Source organism: Bradyrhizobium nitroreducens (assembly GCF_002776695.1).
Taxonomy (GTDB): Bacteria; Pseudomonadota; Alphaproteobacteria; order Rhizobiales; family Xanthobacteraceae; genus Bradyrhizobium; species Bradyrhizobium nitroreducens.
In genome coordinates this window covers 5,041,803-5,057,761 of sequence record NZ_LFJC01000003.1, presented here as the reverse complement: position 1 = coordinate 5,057,761, position 15,959 = coordinate 5,041,803, and the positions used below count along the sequence as shown (strand labels likewise).

General features: G+C 65.6%; 13 protein-coding genes. 3 read left to right on the top strand and 10 right to left on the bottom strand.

Features of this window, described 5'->3' with window-relative positions; genetic code table 11:
• Window positions 1-247: 247 nt before the first annotated feature.
• Together TSA1_RS24485 and TSA1_RS24480 are read right to left on the bottom strand one after the other, a co-directional pair.
• Window positions 248-1,162 carry a phosphoribosylaminoimidazolesuccinocarboxamide synthase gene (locus tag TSA1_RS24485; protein ID WP_100178572.1) on the bottom strand — a complete coding sequence of 305 codons (915 nt, stop codon included), beginning with the start codon at window positions 1,160-1,162 and terminating at the stop codon, window positions 248-250.
• A 72-nt stretch (window positions 1,163-1,234) separates the two neighbouring features.
• Complete coding sequence (locus tag TSA1_RS24480; protein ID WP_100178571.1) at window positions 1,235-2,152, bottom strand: pirin family protein; 918 nt, start codon at window positions 2,150-2,152, stop codon at window positions 1,235-1,237.
• A 187-nt stretch (window positions 2,153-2,339) separates the two neighbouring features.
• Between TSA1_RS24480 and TSA1_RS24475 the strand changes: the two genes are divergently transcribed.
• Both TSA1_RS24475 and TSA1_RS24470 read left to right on the top strand, forming a co-directional pair.
• Window positions 2,340-3,401 (top strand): AraC family transcriptional regulator, encoded by a 1,062-nt coding sequence (locus tag TSA1_RS24475; protein ID WP_100178570.1) that lies wholly within the window; start codon window positions 2,340-2,342, stop codon window positions 3,399-3,401.
• Window positions 3,402-3,546: 145 nt separating this feature from the next.
• Complete coding sequence (locus TSA1_RS24470) at window positions 3,547-4,974, top strand: serine hydrolase domain-containing protein (RefSeq protein WP_100178569.1); 1,428 nt, start codon at window positions 3,547-3,549, stop codon at window positions 4,972-4,974.
• A gap of 193 nt (window positions 4,975-5,167) precedes the next feature.
• Here the strand turns inward: TSA1_RS24470 and TSA1_RS24465 are convergent, their stop codons facing one another.
• Entirely contained in the window at window positions 5,168-6,535 is a 1,368-nt protein-coding gene (locus tag TSA1_RS24465; protein ID WP_100178568.1) for an MmgE/PrpD family protein, read from the bottom strand.
• Between the two features lie 124 nt (window positions 6,536-6,659).
• Here TSA1_RS24465 and TSA1_RS24460 point away from each other — a divergent pair, with 124 nt between their 5' ends.
• The gene (locus tag TSA1_RS24460; protein WP_100178567.1) at window positions 6,660-7,775 is read left to right on the top strand and encodes an FUSC family protein; all 1,116 of its coding nucleotides are present in this window, start codon (window positions 6,660-6,662) and stop codon (window positions 7,773-7,775) included.
• 63 nt (window positions 7,776-7,838) lie between these two features.
• Here the strand turns inward: TSA1_RS24460 and TSA1_RS24455 are convergent, their stop codons facing one another.
• From TSA1_RS24455 to gyrB, 7 genes are all read right to left on the bottom strand, one after another.
• Window positions 7,839-8,489: a 2-hydroxychromene-2-carboxylate isomerase gene (locus TSA1_RS24455; RefSeq protein ID WP_100178566.1), complete on the bottom strand. Its 651-nt coding sequence runs from the start codon at window positions 8,487-8,489 to the stop codon at window positions 7,839-7,841.
• The gene (locus tag TSA1_RS24450) at window positions 8,486-8,974 is read right to left on the bottom strand and encodes a DUF2867 domain-containing protein (RefSeq protein WP_100178565.1); all 489 of its coding nucleotides are present in this window, start codon (window positions 8,972-8,974) and stop codon (window positions 8,486-8,488) included. Before TSA1_RS24450 ends, TSA1_RS24455 begins: the two co-directional genes overlap by 4 nt.
• Window positions 8,971-10,365, bottom strand: coding sequence for an MATE family efflux transporter (locus TSA1_RS24445; RefSeq protein ID WP_100178564.1), 1,395 nt, complete (start codon window positions 10,363-10,365; stop codon window positions 8,971-8,973). Before TSA1_RS24445 ends, TSA1_RS24450 begins: the two co-directional genes overlap by 4 nt.
• A 204-nt stretch (window positions 10,366-10,569) precedes the next feature.
• On the bottom strand, window positions 10,570-11,865 hold the full coding sequence (gene murA, locus TSA1_RS24440; protein WP_100178563.1) for a UDP-N-acetylglucosamine 1-carboxyvinyltransferase: 1,296 nt from the start codon (window positions 11,863-11,865) through the stop codon (window positions 10,570-10,572).
• A gap of 140 nt (window positions 11,866-12,005) precedes the next feature.
• On the bottom strand, window positions 12,006-12,473 hold the full coding sequence (locus TSA1_RS24435) for a hypothetical protein (RefSeq protein ID WP_100178562.1): 468 nt from the start codon (window positions 12,471-12,473) through the stop codon (window positions 12,006-12,008).
• A gap of 113 nt (window positions 12,474-12,586) precedes the next feature.
• A complete protein-coding gene (locus tag TSA1_RS24430) occupies window positions 12,587-13,225 on the bottom strand; it encodes an LURP-one-related family protein (RefSeq protein WP_100178561.1) in 639 nt (212 codons plus the stop codon).
• Window positions 13,226-13,401: 176 nt separating this feature from the next.
• Window positions 13,402-15,837: a DNA topoisomerase (ATP-hydrolyzing) subunit B gene (gene gyrB, locus TSA1_RS24425; protein ID WP_100178560.1), complete on the bottom strand. Its 2,436-nt coding sequence runs from the start codon at window positions 15,835-15,837 to the stop codon at window positions 13,402-13,404.
• Window positions 15,838-15,959 lie beyond the last annotated feature (122 nt).

Sequence of the window (15,959 nt, the reverse complement as noted above, 5' to 3'; positions counted from 1 at the left end):
TGCGCTCGCTCCTGAAACATCTCGTCTGAGACGTAGATGACTACGGACTTAGCGCAACAGGATTCTTGTAACTATGAAACATCCGACAGTTTCATGTGGCGGTTCGGTGCGAATCCCCGTTCACGACGTGTGAATGATCAACCGTGGTTGAGGAAGAAGTCGACGCTCGTGCAACACCCACCGCTGTCGTCCCTGCCTAGTGCGCACTAGGCAGGGACGACAGCGGAGTTCGACGCAGCAGCCCAGCCTAGATCTTGAGCTCCCTGCCCGTCACCCGCCGATACGCCTCCAGATACCGCTTGCTCGTCGCCTCCACCACGCTGGCCGGCAGCGGCGGCGGCGGGGCGTCGCCGTTCCAGCGGCCGGCGCGGCGCTCGACGTCGAGATAGTCGCGCAAGGGCTGCTTGTCGAAGCTCGCCTGCGGCTGGCCGGGCTTGTAGCTATCGACGGCCCAGAAGCGAGAGGAATCGGGCGTCATCACCTCGTCGATCAGGATGATGCGGCCGTCCTTGTCGCGGCCGAACTCGAACTTGGTGTCGGCGATGATGATGCCCTGCTCGCGCGCCAGCTCCTCGCCGAGCGTGTAGATCGCGCGCGTCATGCTCTCGAGCGTATAGGCCGTCTCGTCGCCGACCACTTCGCGCATCTTCGCGATCGTGATGTTCTCGTCATGCCCGGTCTCGGCCTTGGTCGCCGGGCTGAAGATCGCGGGCTCCAGCTTCTCGCTTTCGACGAGACCGGCCTTCAGCTTCTCGCCCGCGAGCGTGCCGCTGGCCGCGTATTCCTTCCATGCCGAGCCCGAGAGATAGCCCCGGATCACGCATTCGATCGGGAATACGGTGGTGCGCTTGCACAGCATGGCGCGGCCGAGGATCTCGGCGCGGTGCGCTTCAAGCGCCGGCACGGCGGCGATGATCTCGTCGGTGTCGGCGCTGATCATGTGATGCGGCACCACGCCTTCGAGCTCATTGAACCAGAATGCGCTGATTTGAGTGAGCACCGCGCCCTTCATGGGGATGGTCTCGCCCATCACGACGTCGAACGCGCTGATGCGGTCGGTGGTGAGCAGCAGCAGGCGGTCATCATCGACGGCGTAGATATCGCGCACCTTGCCGCGCCCGATCTTGGTCAGGGGCAGGTCGCTGGATAGCATGGTGGTCATCGTCAGAGCTTTCAGGGCGTTCGCGCAGGAGATCCCGCCGCGCCTGATGGCGCGACCGGCAATCGGATTAGCCTATTCCGGCAGCGGAATGAACTCATGTTCCTGCGGAACTGCCGCGAAACGGCCGGTTTTCCAGTCCTGCTTGGCCTGCTCGATCCGCTCCTTGCTGGAGGAGACGAAATTCCACCAGACATGGCGCGGGCCCTCCAGCGCATCGCCGCCGAGAAACATCATCCGGGTCGCCTGGAGCGCCCTCACGGTGATGCGGTCGCCGGGCCGGAAGATCAGCAGCCGCGGCGCCTCGTAGCGCTCGTTCGCGATCTCGACCTCGCCGTCAACGATGTAGATCGCCCGCTCCTCATGATCAGGGTCGAGCGGCACGCTCGCGCCTGCCGTGGCCGTCACCTCGGTGTAGAACCAGGGTGACACCATCGATACGGGCGAGGCGATGCCGAACGAGGATCCCGCGATCACCCGCGCGGTGAAGTCGCGTTCGGAGATCATCGGCAGGTCGCCCGCCGCGTAATGCTGGAACGACGGGGCGATTTCCTCCGATCCCGCCGGCAGCGCGATCCAGCTCTGCAGGCCCAGCATCTTCTGCCCCGAGCTGCGCTGCGCATCCGGCGTGCGCTCGGAATGCGCGATGCCGCGTCCGGCCGTCATCAGGTTCATCGCGCCGGGCGCGATCTCCTGGACATTGCCCTCGCTGTCGCGATGCATGATCGCGCCGTCGAACAGATAGGTGACCGTGGCAAGCCCGATATGCGGATGCGGCCGCACGTCCATTCCCTTGCCGGAGACGAACTGCACCGGCCCGAAATGGTCGAAGAAGATGAAGGGCCCGACCATCTGCCGCTTGCCGTGCGGCAGCGCGCGCCGCACCGCGAACCCGTCGCCGAGATCGCGCGTGCGCGGCACGATGACGAGATCGAGCGCATCGCAGGACATGGGATCGCCGAGCACGGGATCGTTCGAGGGCTGCCAGCTCATGGTGGACTCCTTTTGACTTTGTTGAGTGCAAGCGTAGCAGGATTTTGCAGTGCCGTCGCGACAAAGGCCTGGGCCGATAGCGCGGGCCGTGGGTATTGCTCTCGCCGTTGCATACCGATGGTCCTTGAAAAAACGGGCGCGACGAACGATGTTCGGCGGGTTCCAACCTCGACCGTCCGCCCATCCGATGACCCTTGCCAACCTCGACCTCGCCTTTCGCGCCGCCAGCGTTGCGTTGCTGCTGATGCTGGCGGCGTCATTGCTCTCCGACTTCCGCAAGGTGCTCGCGGCTCGCCTCGGCGCGGCTTTCGCGCTGGGCTCGGCCGCGCATGCGCTGAGCTATTCGGTGGACGTCACGTCGCGGGTTCCGCTCTGGCATGCGCCGCTGATCGCGTTGTCGACCGGCACCATCGTGGTGTTCTGGCTGTTCACACGCTCCCTGTTCGACGACGAGTTTCGCCTTCGCTGGTGGCACGGATGGGTCTGGGCGCTGGTGGCGGCCTTCAGCTTCGCAGGGTGCGTCTGGATTGCACCCGGCGGCCATGTGCGGTTCTCGGTGACGATGGTCAATCTGATTGTGCTCGGCTTCATCGCGCTTGCGGTCGGGCAGATGATCGCATCCTGGCCGGCCGACCTGGTCGAGCGCCGCCGCCGTGTTCGCGTCTTCATCGTCTGCGCAATCGCGCTCTATGGCGGGCTGAACGCGGTGCTCCAGATCGCCTTCGCCGGCCACCATGTCGGCGATATCGCCGAAACCATCAATGCCGGCGTGCTTGCCTGCACCGTCGCGGCGATCGTCTATGCGATGATGCGGGTTGACGGGGCGGATCTGTTTCCGGCCGTGGCGGAGCCCGCACCGCCTGACGTTTTCAGTCAGCCCGCGGCCGATGACGCCGCCGATCAGAAGCTCATCGACGCGCTGATGCGGCTGATGGCGGACGAGCGGATCTATCGCCAGGAGAACATCACCATCGGCGCGCTCGCCGGGCGCCTGAAAATTCCCGAGTACCGGCTGCGCCGGCTGATCAATCAGCGCCTGGGCTACCGCAACTTCAATGTGTTCCTGAACAACCACCGCATCGAGGAAGCCAAGGCCGCGCTCGCCGATCCCGCCCAGGCCGAAGTCCCCGTCATCACCATCGCCATGGATGCAGGCTTCCAGTCGCTCGGCCCGTTCAACCGCGCCTTCAAGGCAGTGACCGGTGTGACGCCGACGGAATATCGACGGCTGAAGGTGAACGCAGCCTAGAATTTAAGTCGCTGTAATCGCTGCAATATTCCAGAATCGACCAGCGTCCTCCGACTTCCACCAGGCCATTTTCCAAATCCGGCGAGCGCTCCTCAGCCTGCTCCGGCTTCCTCGTGGCACACGCCCCCTGTGCCGGAGAAAGCCCGTGACCCGCCGCCGCAAGATCGTCCTCCTCACCACCACCATCGCCGCTGCAGGCCTCGTGCTCGGCGCGGCCAGAGCCCGCGACATGCCTAAGGTCGCCACCGGCTTCGTCGCCGACATCCTGTGCTCGGAGACGTTCGTCTCCGGCCTCGATCCAAGGCGCAACTTCACCGAGACCACCGACGCCATGCCCGGCACCGGCCTGATCACCTGGGCGATGGACACCCGGGTCGATCGCACGCGCAAGGATGTCACGGTGACGCTGTTCGGCATCGGCCGTAGCCATGCCGTTTATCGCGAGGGCCTTGGCTGCACGCTCGAGCATGAAGCGGGGATTGCGGACGTGACGGTGCCGCCTGACGACAAACAGCCGGCGTCGCTGCCCGAGATCGCCGGCTCCTCACTCGTGCCGCCGCAAAGCCCCGAACTGGCCGCCGCGCTTGATCGCGCCTTCACCGAGCCGGCGCAACCGCCTTACCGCCGTACCCGCGCGATTGTCGTGATGAAGGCCGGCCGCATCATCGCCGAGCGCTACGCCGACGGCATCGGACCCGAGACACCACTGCTCGGCTTCTCCATGACGAAATCGGTGATCTCGGCTCTCACCGGAATCCTCGTGCGCCAGGGCAAGCTCAAGCTCGACGGACCAGCGCCGGTTGCCGCCTGGAGAGATCCCGACGATCCGCGCCGTGCGATCACCGTCGACCAGCTGCTGCGCCACACCGCCGGCCTTGCGCTCGGCAGCTCCCTGGAAGCCTCGCTCGGCTCCGCCTTCGAGCCGGTCAACCGGATGAAGTTCGTCGAGTCCGACATGGCGGCCTATGCCGAGACGATTCCGCTCGAGACCGCGCCCGGCACCGCGTGGAATTATCACGACGGCAACATTCTCATCCTCTCGCATTTGATCCGCGATGCGGCCGGCGGCACCCCGGAAGGCGCGCTGCGCTTCGCGCGCCGCGAATTGTTCGCGCCGCTCGGCATGCGCCATGTCACGCTTCAGCTCGATGGCTCGGGTACGATCGAAGGTTCCAGCGAGATGCTCGCATCTGCGCGCGACTGGGCGCGCTTCGGCCAGCTCTATCTCAATGACGGCGTTGTCGGCGGCAAACGCGTCCTGCCGGAAGGCTGGGTGAACTATTCGGCGACGGCCACGCCGAATGCGTGGGTCGGCATCGGTGCCGGCTTCTGGACCAACCAGGGCGACAGTTTTGGCGCGAAGTTTCGCGTGGAGCACGGCTGGCCGCGCGATGCCTTCTTCGCCAAGGGCACGATCGGGCAGTACACCATCGTGATCCCGTCGGAGAAGCTCGTGATCGTGCGCCTCGGCCGCTCCCCGAACGCACCGCCGCAAGCCGATGGCGTGTTCGATCTCGTGCGCGACGTGGTGGCCGCGACGCGCGAGAAGGGCAAGCTGGCGGGAGTGAATTGAGGTCTCTTCTTACCCTCCCCTGGAGGGGGAGGGTCGATCGCGCGTAGCGCGAGCGGGGTGGGGTGATCTCTCCACGCGCGCACTGTTCGTTGCGGCGAGACCGTCACCCCACCCCGTCTCGCAATCTCGCTTTGCTCGATCGCGAGCCGACCCTCCCCCTCCAGGGGAGGGTAAGCGGAGTGCCGCGGCGAACCTAGCGTCCCAATTCCGTCGCCTGCGCCACGCGATCGAAGCGCTCCAGCGTCATGATCGCGTCCGCAAACTTCTCCGCGCGCGCGTTCAGCACCGGGCGCGCCAGCGTCAGGAACTTCTGCTGCATCGCCTGGGCGTCGGGGAAAGAATTCGGCTCTCCCGAGGGATCGGCATAGAGCCGTTCGTGTACGCCGTCATCCGTGGTGATGCTGACGCGCGCGCCGAAGGGATGGGTGCGGCCGATCTCGAGACGGTCGTCCTGCACCACGTCGAACTTGTCGGCGAGCGCGTCGATCGCGGCGTCGCCGAGGCGGCTATAATCGTCCCAGCCGAACGAGCCCTGGTCGAGCGCGAGCGCGCCGGTGAAGAACATCGAGAACTGGCCGCCGACGATCGAGGTCGGATGCCGCTTGGTCGCGGCATCGCCGGTCAGCGTGATGCCGTTGCGGTGCAGTCCGATCTCGACGCGCTTGACCTGGTCGGGCGTCAGATTGTGCTCGCGCCGCATCGCGATCAGCGCGTCGATCGCGGCATGGGTGTAGCGGCAGCTCGGATACGGCTTCACGCCGATCTTCATCGTCTCATAGGTCTTGCCGAGTTCGGCAACCGCCTTGTCGGGATGCGCATCGTCGGTGTAGCCGGCGAGCAGGCCGTGCTTGCCTTCGACCGACTCGGTCGCGCCGACGAAATCGTTGCGCGCCAGCGTTGCGGCGATCACGCCGTTCATTGCGGCGGCGCCGACCTGGTAGCGCTTGTTCCAGGCGCCATTGACCAGGAATTGCAGCGAGCCCGCGGCCTGGCTGCCGGAGACGCCGAAGGCGGCGATCAACTGCTGCTCGCTGAGGCCAAACAGCTTGCCGGCTGCCGCGGCCGCGCCATAGGTGCCGGCAGTCGCGGTCGGGTGAAAGCCGCGTGCATAGTGCGAGGTCGGGTCGAGCGCGTTGCCGAGCCGGCAGCAGACCTCATAGCCCGCGACGATCGCGGTCAGCACGTCGCGGCCCGAAGCGCCGACCATCTCGCCGACGGCGAAGGCGGCCGGAACCACCGGCGCGCTCGGATGCAGCGAGGAATCGGCGTGGGTGTCGTCGAAATCGAGGGAGTGGCCGAGTGCGCCGTTGAGCAGCGCGGCAACCGCGGGTGTCCAGGTCTTGCTGTCGCCGAACACGGTGGATTCGCCCTTGGTGTCGAGCGCCAGCGCCTCCAGCATTTTCAGCATCGACGGGGTCGATTCCGCCTCGCGCCTCGCCCGGATCGCGCTGCCGAGGAAGTCCAGCGTCAGCACCTTGGCGCGCTCCAGCACTTCCGCCGGAATATCCTGGTATTTCAGCTTGAAGACATAGGCGGCGAGCGTTGCGGTTTCGTGAGCCATCGTGTTTCCTCGTTTTGGCGCGCAAGTTAGGCGGGCTGATTTGGCCTTTCAAGCGGCCTTGGGGCCGCGGGTATCAGCCATGCTTTTGCCTGGCTTTACGCGGTTTGGAGCGGGATATTCGGGCATGGCGTTCGCAGGGAAGGTGTTCGAGCGGATCAGGTCGCGGCGAACCCAGCTGGGGCTCGCGATCCGGGTCACGGTGGCCGCGACCGCGGCCTATGCGCTCGCCACCGCGCTGCATCTGCTGTTGCCGCTCTGGGCGGTCCTGACCTCGCTGATCGTGACCCAGATGAGCGTCGGCCGCTCGCTGAAGGCGACGCGCGATTACATGCTCGGCACCATCGGCGGCGCGATCTATGGCGGTGCCATCGCGATCCTGATTCCCTATTCCAGCGAAGCCGGGCTTCTGGGATTGCTGGTGCTGTCGGTCGCCCCGCTTGCCTTCATCGCCGCGGTCAATCCGAGCCTGAGCGCGGCCACGGTGACCGCCGTGATCGTGCTGCTGGTTCCGACCATGCATCATTCCGATCCCATGACCTCGGCGATCGACCGCGTCAGCGAGGTCGGTGTCGGTGCGGTCACGGGCCTCCTGGTCTCGTTCCTGGTGCTGCCCTCGCGCGCGGTGCGGCAGATCCGCCCCGCCGCGGCGCAACTGCTCGAGCTGATTGCGGACGCCTTCACCGAATTGCTGGCGGGCCTCACCCGCGGCCGCGACAACGACGCGCTGCACCGGATCCAGGACGGCATCGGCACCGCGATGGTCGGCATGAACGCCATAGGCGCCGAGGCCGAGCGCGAGCGCGCCGCGCGGCTGTCGAGCGGGCCCGACACCGGGCCGCTGCTGCGCACCGTGCTGCGGCTGCGCCATGATGTCGTGATGATCGGTCGCGCCACCGTGGTGCCGCTGCCGGCCGAGGTGCAGACGCGGCTCGCCGCGCCCTTGACGGAGGTCTCGACCGTCATCGCGCGCTTCCTGCGCTCGGCCGCCGCGGCCTTGCGCGAGGGCGCCGGTGCGCCGCCGATCCATCCCGTCCACCTCGCGCTCCAGCACTACGCCGAGGCGGTTGCCGCCGTCCGTCAGGACGGCCTGATCCGCGGCCACGCGAGCGACACCGCCGAGCGCTTCTTCGCGCTCGGCTTCTCGCTGGAGCAGATGCACCAGAACCTCTGCGATCTCGACCGTGTCGTCGGCGAATGGTCGGACGCCGCAAGCGGCAAGGCCGTGCGCGTGGCGGAATAGGCTAGAGCGTTTTCGAGCGAAGTGGACACCGGTTCGCGTGAAGAAAACGCGTCAAACAAGAATCTAGAGCTTCGTCAGCCCTTTGCCTTGCATGCGCCAGACCAGGAGGTCGATGCGGTCCTGGCCGAAGAACGGTTCGTTCTCGAACACGAAGGTGGGCACGCCCCAATGGCCTGATGCGGCGTGGTCCTTCTCGTTCTCCGCGATGACCTGCTCGTAGCGATCCGGGTCCGTGGTGATCGCGCGGTCCATCGCGGCGAGATCAAAGCCCGCTTTCTCCGCCGCGCGCGCCAGATGATCGCCCTCGTTCCATCCCGCGACCGAACCGTCCCACAGCACGCGCGCGATCGCATATGTGAATTCGAGCGCGCGGCCCTCGAGCTGCGCCATGGCGCCGAGCCGGGTCAGACGGTGGATGTAGGGCTGCTCGGAAGCGACATCGAACGTCGTCTTGTCCTGCACAATCGGATCGGGCCGGGGAAAGCGGAACGGAATGCCCTCGTGCTGTGCGACGCGCGTGCTGTCGAGCACGACATAGCGAATGAAGTTCGGGCTGGCCTTCTTGAAGAATCCGGGCACGCGGACCGCGAGCGGATAGACCGGCCGGAGGTTCACCGCGAGGTCGTATTGCTCGACGAGCTTGAGCGTCTTCGGCAGCGCCAGATAGCTGAACGGGCTGCGGAAGGAGAAGAACAGATCGACGGACAGCGTCATCGGGGCGGCTCCACGATGCATCCCATCATGCTGCGGGCCACGAGCTTGTGGAAGGGGACGATCAGCGTGAGATAGGCCCGCCCGAGCAGATTGTTGGTCCGTACCAATGTGGTCAATGTCACCCGCCGCTCCGCCGCGTCGCCGGCGACGTCAACCACGACGCGGAAATCGAGATGGTAGTCGTCAAAGCCGGCGATCAGCCGCTCCGGTGTTTCGCTCAGGACTGGAAACAGGCCGACCATCCCGTGCGGCGCCGGAGCACCGTCGCCCGACGTCTTCAGTCCGAAGGGCTTCACCAGGACGTTGCGCAAGCGCGTCAGCGCGTCGACCCAGCGCGGCCCGTGCAGCACCATCCGCGTGCAGGCCTCGCGGGCACTCACGCTGGTCGCGCCGACATCCGCGCGAAATGCGTCGATGAACTGCGCGCCTGCCAGCACCGTGCCGGCGTCGACATCAGGGGTGATTTCGCGGACCATGGCGATCATGCCGCCAGTTTGCGCGTCAACATCCGGAAGCGCAAGATCAGCAGGCCGGCATAGACGAAGGTCCCCACCGAGAACCCGACCCAGATGCCGACAGCGCCCAGTCCGGTGTGGAAGGCAAGAATCCAGGCGACGGGAAAGGAGATGCCCCAATAGCCGATCGCAGCGAACAGCAGCGTCATCCTTGTGTCGTTGAGGCCGCGTAGCGCGCCGCCCATGATGGTCTGGAGCCCGTCGGCGATGAAGAAGGTGGCGCCGACCAGCAGCAGCATCGCGGTCAGCGCGACCGTAGGCGCGCTGGCTTCACCTTTGCCGAAGAACAATCGGCCCAGCTCATATCGGCCGAGGATGATGGCGAGGGTCAGGGCCGAGACCAGTGTGATGCCAAGCACGGCGGCGGCCAGCCCGGCGCGCTTCACCGCCGCCGGATCGCCGCGGCCGAAGGCGTGGCCGACCCGCACCGTCGCCGCCATGCCGATGCCCAGCGGCACCATGAACAGCACGGCTGTGACCTGGAGCGCGATCTGGTGCGCGGCGATCGCGGTGGTCGAGATCAATCCCATCAGCAGCGCGGCCGAGGAGAACAGGCCATATTCCAGCAGCAGGGAAAACGAGATCGGCGCACCGACCGCGATCAGCTGCCGCATCAGCGGCCAGTCGATCCGCCACAGATGGGCGAGCGGGCGGTAGTCCACGAACGGCTTCCGCCATGCGGCGATGGCGAGAGTCGCGAGGAAGGTGCCGAGATTGACGATCGTGGTCGCCAGGCCGGCCCCGAACAGGCCGAGCTCCGGCAGGCCGAACAGTCCGTGGATCAAGGCATAGACCAGCGCGGCATTGACCGGGATCGCGGCTACCGTGATCCACAGCGGCGCCTGCGGTCGGTTCACCGCGCTCATCATGCTGCGCAGGGCGATGAAGCCGAGTGCCGGGGCGATGCCCCAGGCGAGGCCGTTGAGATAGCGCTGGGCGAGCGCGGCCGATTGCGGCAGCTGGCCGAGCGCGATCAGGATCTGCTCGCCATAGAGCGGCGAGGCCATCATCGGCAGCGAAATCAAGAGCGCGACCCAAAGCCCGACACGCAAGGAGTGGCGGATGCGCCTGACGTCGCCGGCGCCGAATGCCTGCGCCGCCAGCGGCGATACCGCCGACATCAGTCCGAGCCCGAAGGTGAAGCTGACGAAGTAGACCGTATGCGCCAGCGCCGCCGCGGCCACCGCGCCCTCGCCGAGCCGGCCGATCAGCGCAAGGTCGGTCGTGATCATCGCGATCTGTCCGAGCTGCGTCAGCATCAGCGGCACGGCCAGCCGCAGCGTCTCGACGAATTCCTGCGCGAGGTGGTTCTGCGGCACGCCGGCTTGCGGCTGCGCGTGATGTTCAACGGTGTCGAGCATGGCGGCTCAATAGCACGCCCGAGCGACGAAAACATGGCTCGCGCTTCTTCTCCCTCGCCCCGCTTGCGGGGAGAGGGTCGGGGTGAGGGGGAGTCTCCGCGGGTGCGGTGAGAGCTGGATTCGCGGAGAGTCCCCCTCACCCGGATTGCATCTGCGATGCAATCCGGCCTCTCCCCGCAAGCGGGGCGAGGCGAAGAAGAAACCTCACCCCTTCCTTTCAGGCACGCGCTTGATCTTCGCGCCCAGCGCGTTCAGCCGCTCCTCGATACGCTCGTAGCCGCGCTCGATCTGGTCGGCGTTGTTGATGGTCGAGGTGCCCTGGGCGCAGACGGCGGCCAACAGCATCGCCATGCCGGCGCGGATGTCGGGCGAGGTCATGGTCGCGCCGTGGAGGCGGCTGGGGCCCGCGATGATGGCGCGATGCGGATCGCAGAGAACAATTCTTGCGCCCATCGCGATCAGCTTGTCGACGAAGAACATCCTGGATTCGAACATCTTCTCGAACATCAGGATCACGCCCTCGCATTGCGTGGCGGTGACGATTGCGATCGACATCAGATCGGCCGGGAACGCCGGCCAGGGCTGGTCCTCCAGCTTCGGCACGTGGCCGCCGAAATCGTCCTGGATCTTCAAGGTTTGATTGGAGGGCACGATGAGGTCGTCGCCCTCGACGCGGCAGACGATGCCGAGCCGCTCGAAACCCATGCGGATCGAGCGCAGATGCTCGACGCCGGCGCGCGTGATGCGCAGCGGCGAGCGCGTCACGGCGGCAAGGCCGATCAGTGAGCCGACCTCGATGTGGTCGGGCTGGATCCGGTAGGTCGTCTCCCCCAGCGTCGCCGGCCCGTGCACGATCATGGTGTTGGTGCCGATGCCCTCGATTCGAGCGCCGAGCGCGACCAGGAAATTGGCGAGGTCCTGCACATGCGGCTCGGAGGCGGCGTTGCGCAAATAGGTCACGCCGTCGGCGGCGACCGCGGCGACCAGCGCATTCTCCGTCGCGGTCACGCTCGGCTCGTCCAGGAACACGTCCGCGCCGGCGAGCCTGGCCGCGCGGAATTCGAGCCGGTCGGTCGCGGTGACTTTTGCGCCCAGCTGCTCCAGCGCCAGCACATGGGTATCCAGGCGGCGGCGGCCGATGACGTCACCGCCCGGTGGCGGCAGCATCACTTCGCCGCAGCGGGCGAGCAGGGGGCCTGCGAGCAGGATCGAGGCGCGGATGCGCACGCACAGCTCGGGGTCGAGATCGGCGGCGCGGATGCTCTTGGCGTGGATGTGAAGCGTGTTGCGGGCGGTCCATTCCGCGGATGCACCGACCGAACGGATCAGCTCGACCAGCGTCTCGGTGTCGCGGATGCGCGGCACGTTCTCCAGCGTCACCGGATGTGAGGTGAGCAGCGCCGCGGCGATGATCGGCAGCGCCGAATTCTTGTTGCCGGACGGCTCGATCGAGCCCGAGAGCCGGTGACCGCCCTCGACGATGTATTGGATGGGCGCCACGTCGGTTTTCTCCGTCCTGTTGCGTTGGGGCGGGCTGCTTCGAGAGCGGAAACTACCGAGAATTGAGCAGGGTAGCAATTCTGCACTTGTCGCGTCGGAAGGCCGCCGATTGGCCTGAACAGGCCCGCTGCATCAGGCGTTTAGAACAAGCCGATGATATTGGCCACCACATAAAGGATGACGATCAGCATCAGGACGCCCATGGCCAGGAAGGAGATTTCAATGGCGATGGCGCCGCTCCCGAGCGCGGCCGCGACGCCGGCCAGCAGCCGCTCTTCGCGAAACACCAGTGCGAGGACCGAGAACAAAATGGCAAGCAGGCCGAGCGAGATCGCGCCGATCGAGGACATCTCCCTCAGTTGGCTCCCTGTCGACTTCTCCCGCGGTGGTGCCTGGTACTCGACGCCCTTGACCCGTGCGATCAGGCGATCCTTGAGGCGGTGTCCGGTGTCGACGATCACCTTGTCTGCCGGCGGCGGCGGATAGAGCACCGGCACGACCCAATGCGGCAAGACCGCCGCGATCAGCGCCAGCACACCGACAATGCTGCCGATGATGCCAAGACGGCGGGAGGGTGCGGCTGGAGTGGTCGTTGCAGAGGCGATCATGACGTGACACTTCCCGGCCGGAATTGGCCCTGCGGGTCATGCCACTTCGTCGCGATGGCGGGTGGCGAGGTTCAGGGAGCTGCGGCGGGCAGGCGGGAGAGGCCCACTGCGCCTCAATTGCGGAACAAATTGATGACGCCACCCTCGCCTTTGACTTCGAAATACATCAGGTCGATGTAGATCGCGGCCGCAAGAACCAGCGCTCGCTCATCTTCCGTCAGACTGCGTTCCAGAAACTCGATCAGAAAGTTATCGCGGTCGGTGAACAGTTCGGAGCCGAGGCCGGACCATTTTTTCGCAACGCGCGCGTGCTCTCGCCCTCCGCGCATGAACGGAAAGGTCCACACGCGCCAAAATGGCGAGCTGACCTCGAGCACCACTCTTCCCTGCGCATCCTGCACATGGAAGGTCTTGGTGAGAATCGAAAACTGACGCTCGATGGTTCCTATGAGGCGGCCGTCGCGCGAACGCAGCTCCAGACATTGAAAGAACCAGCGGAAGGGATGGATCCCGCGCATCACCGGCTGTCGGGCGCCGTCGAAAAAATGGACCTCAAAGGAGCGCCAATGCCCAAATGCCTGACGCCACAAAAAGCCGAGAATTCCTTTTTGCTGTTCGGCCGCATAGAGCAGATCGCGGCCATTTTCGTCGCGGATGCGATACTTGTTGCGGGTTTCGAGGCCGAAAAGTTCGGCCATTTCGAAAACCTGCTGCACATACATTCGGTGCTGGTCAGCTAAAATCGGCAACATTCGCTCGGACCTCTTCCAGTGCCAGCTACGCCATTTTGTCGCGGTGGCCGGTGGGGAGGTTCAGGGGGGTGTTGCCACGAAGGTGGTGCGCTCCCTCCCCCGCTCGCGGGGGAGGGAGGGGGAGAGGTTACAGCGAGCGCCTTGGCTAGGGAGATGAAATCCAAAGCCAACCGGCCTCAGATATCGATCGTCGCGCTCAGGGAATGTTCCTGGATGAAGTCGCGGCGCGGCTCGACCACGTCGCCCATCAGCTTGGTGAAGATGTCGTCGGCCTCATCGACCTCCTTGACCTTCACCTGCAAGAGCGAGCGCGCCTCGGTGTCGAGCGTGGTCTCCCAGAGCTGCTCCGGGTTCATCTCGCCGAGACCTTTGTAACGCTGCAGCGTGATGCCCTTGCGTCCGGAGTCGGTGACCGCCTCGAACAGGTCGGACGGGCCATGCACCACATGCTCGCTATCCTTCCGCCGCAGCTTGCCGGAGCGGGCGTAGACGTCCTGGAGCTTGGGCGCGTACTCGTCGAGCTTGCGGGCTTCTGCCGAGCCGAGCAGCGCATCGTCGATGACGGCCGCTTCCTTGACCCCGCGCACGGTGCGCTCGAACAGGAAACCCTGGCCTTCGACGAATTGGCCGACCCAGCCGCGCTCGACCTCCTCGGCCTGGCTGTCCAGCCGGGTCGCAATGTACTGCGCTGCGGCCGTGGCGTTCTCGAGGTTGCCGTAAACCGACTTGTTCAGCACGCCGGTGATGGCGGCCTGCTCGATCACCTTGCGGTTATAGCGGCTGTGCAGATTGCGCAGGATGCTGCGGACCACGCGGGCATCGTCGACCAGCGCGCGCAAATCGCGGCCGGTGCGGTCGCCGCCGGTGCCGGGAATGAAGACGCAGTCGTCGAGGCCGGCGTCGATGAGATAGTCCTCCAGCGCCCGTTCGTCCTTCAGGTACTGCTCGGACTTGCCTCTGGAGACCTTATAGAGCGGCGGCTGGGCGATATAGAGATAGCCGCCGTCGATGATGTCGCGCATCTGCCGGTAGAAGAAGGTCAGCAGCAGCGTGCGGATGTGGGCGCCGTCGACGTCGGCGTCCGTCATCACGATGATCTTGTGATAGCGCAGCTTCTCGATCGAGAACTCGTCGCTGATGCCGGTGCCGAGCGCGGTGATCAGCGTGCCGATCTGCTCGCTGCCCAGCATCTTGTCGGGGCGTACCCGCTCGACGTTCAATATCTTGCCGCGGAGCGGCAACACGGCCTGGAATTCGCGGTTGCGGCCCTGCTTGGCGCTGCCGCCTGCCGAGTCACCCTCGACGATGAAGAGCTCGGATTTCGCGGGATCCTTTTCCTGGCAGTCGGCGAGCTTGCCGGGCAGCGAGGAGACCGAGAGCGGGCTCTTGCGCGTCAGCTCGCGCGCCTTTCGCGCAGCTTCACGCGCGGCGGCGGCCTGGATCACCTTGCCGACGATCATCTTGGCTTCGCTGGGATGCTCCTCGAACCAGGCCTGGAGCGCCTCGTTGAGAACGTTCTCGACCACGGGACGCACTTCCGAGGACACCAGCTTGTCCTTGGTCTGCGACGAGAATTTCGGGTCGGGCACCTTCACCGACAGCACGGCGGTGAGGCCTTCGCGGCAGTCGTCGCCGGTCAGCGCGATCTTTTCCTTCTTCGCGTTGGCCTCGGCATAGCCGTTGACCTGGCGCGTCAGCGCGCCGCGGAAGCCGGCCAGATGGGTGCCGCCGTCGCGCTGCGGGATGTTGTTGGTGAAGCACAGCACGTTCTCGTGGTAGCTGTCGTTCCACCACAGCGCAGCCTCGACGCCGATGCCGTTGGCTTCCGCGCGCACCATGATCGGCGCCGGCACGATCGCCTTCTTGTTGCGGTCGAGATATTTGACGAATTCCTCGACGCCGCCGGAATAGTGCATCTCCTCGCGCTTCTCGACCGCGTGGCGCATGTCGGAGAGGACGATGTTGACGCCGGAGTTGAGGAAGGCGAGCTCGCGCAGGCGGTGTTCGAGCGTCGCGAAATCATATTCGATGTTCTTGAAGGTCTCGGTCGAGGCGAGGAACGTCACCTCGGTGCCGCGCCGGCCCGGCGCCTCGCCGACGACTTTGAGCGGCGCCACGGCATCGCCATGGGCGAACTCGATATAGTGCTCCTTGTTGTCGCGCCAGATCCGCAGGCCGAGCTTGCTGGACAGCGCGTTGACGACGGAGACGCCGACGCCGTGCAGGCCGCCGGAAACCTTGTAGGAGTTCTGGTCGAACTTTCCGCCGGCGTGGAGCTGGGTCATGATGACCTCGGCCGCCGAGATGCCTTCGCCCTTGTGGATGTCGACGGGAATGCCGCGGCCGTCGTCGCGCACGGTGACGGAATTGTCGGCGTTGAGGATCACCTCGACGCGCGTGGCGTGGCCCGCAAGCGCTTCGTCGATCGCGTTGTCGACGACCTCGTACACCATGTGGTGCAGGCCCGAGCCGTCGTCGGTGTCGCCGATATACATGCCCGGGCGCTTGCGGACGGCATCGAGACCCTTGAGCACGCGGATCGATTCCGCCCCGTAATCGCTCGGATTTGAGGGCTCGTTTTCGGCAGGCGTCTGCCGAGCAGGTTCTGTCATGAGAGGCCTTCGAGATGTCGCCCGAATCAGCCGCGCAAAAGGCGCTGATGTGAGGCTATTTGTGCCATGAAAGACGCTTAGCGCCTAGCGCAAAGTATCTCCCGGCAACCCTTTGACTAGAT

Coding starts and splice junctions, on each gene's coding strand:
- TSA1_RS24460 (WP_100178567.1), top strand. CDS start 6,660: ATGGCGTTCGCAGGGAAGGTGTTCGAGCGGATCAGGTCGCGGCGAACC.
- gyrB (WP_100178560.1), bottom strand. CDS start 15,837: ATGACAGAACCTGCTCGGCAGACGCCTGCCGAAAACGAGCCCTCAAAT.
- TSA1_RS24450 (WP_100178565.1), bottom strand. CDS start 8,974: ATGATCGCCATGGTCCGCGAAATCACCCCTGATGTCGACGCCGGCACG.
- TSA1_RS24465 (WP_100178568.1), bottom strand. CDS start 6,535: ATGGCTCACGAAACCGCAACGCTCGCCGCCTATGTCTTCAAGCTGAAA.
- TSA1_RS24485 (WP_100178572.1), bottom strand. CDS start 1,162: ATGACCACCATGCTATCCAGCGACCTGCCCCTGACCAAGATCGGGCGC.
- TSA1_RS24435 (WP_100178562.1), bottom strand. CDS start 12,473: ATGATCGCCTCTGCAACGACCACTCCAGCCGCACCCTCCCGCCGTCTT.
- TSA1_RS24475 (WP_100178570.1), top strand. CDS start 2,340: ATGACCCTTGCCAACCTCGACCTCGCCTTTCGCGCCGCCAGCGTTGCG.
- TSA1_RS24455 (WP_100178566.1), bottom strand. CDS start 8,489: ATGACGCTGTCCGTCGATCTGTTCTTCTCCTTCCGCAGCCCGTTCAGC.
- TSA1_RS24480 (WP_100178571.1), bottom strand. CDS start 2,152: ATGAGCTGGCAGCCCTCGAACGATCCCGTGCTCGGCGATCCCATGTCC.
- TSA1_RS24430 (WP_100178561.1), bottom strand. CDS start 13,225: ATGTTGCCGATTTTAGCTGACCAGCACCGAATGTATGTGCAGCAGGTT.
- TSA1_RS24445 (WP_100178564.1), bottom strand. CDS start 10,365: ATGCTCGACACCGTTGAACATCACGCGCAGCCGCAAGCCGGCGTGCCG.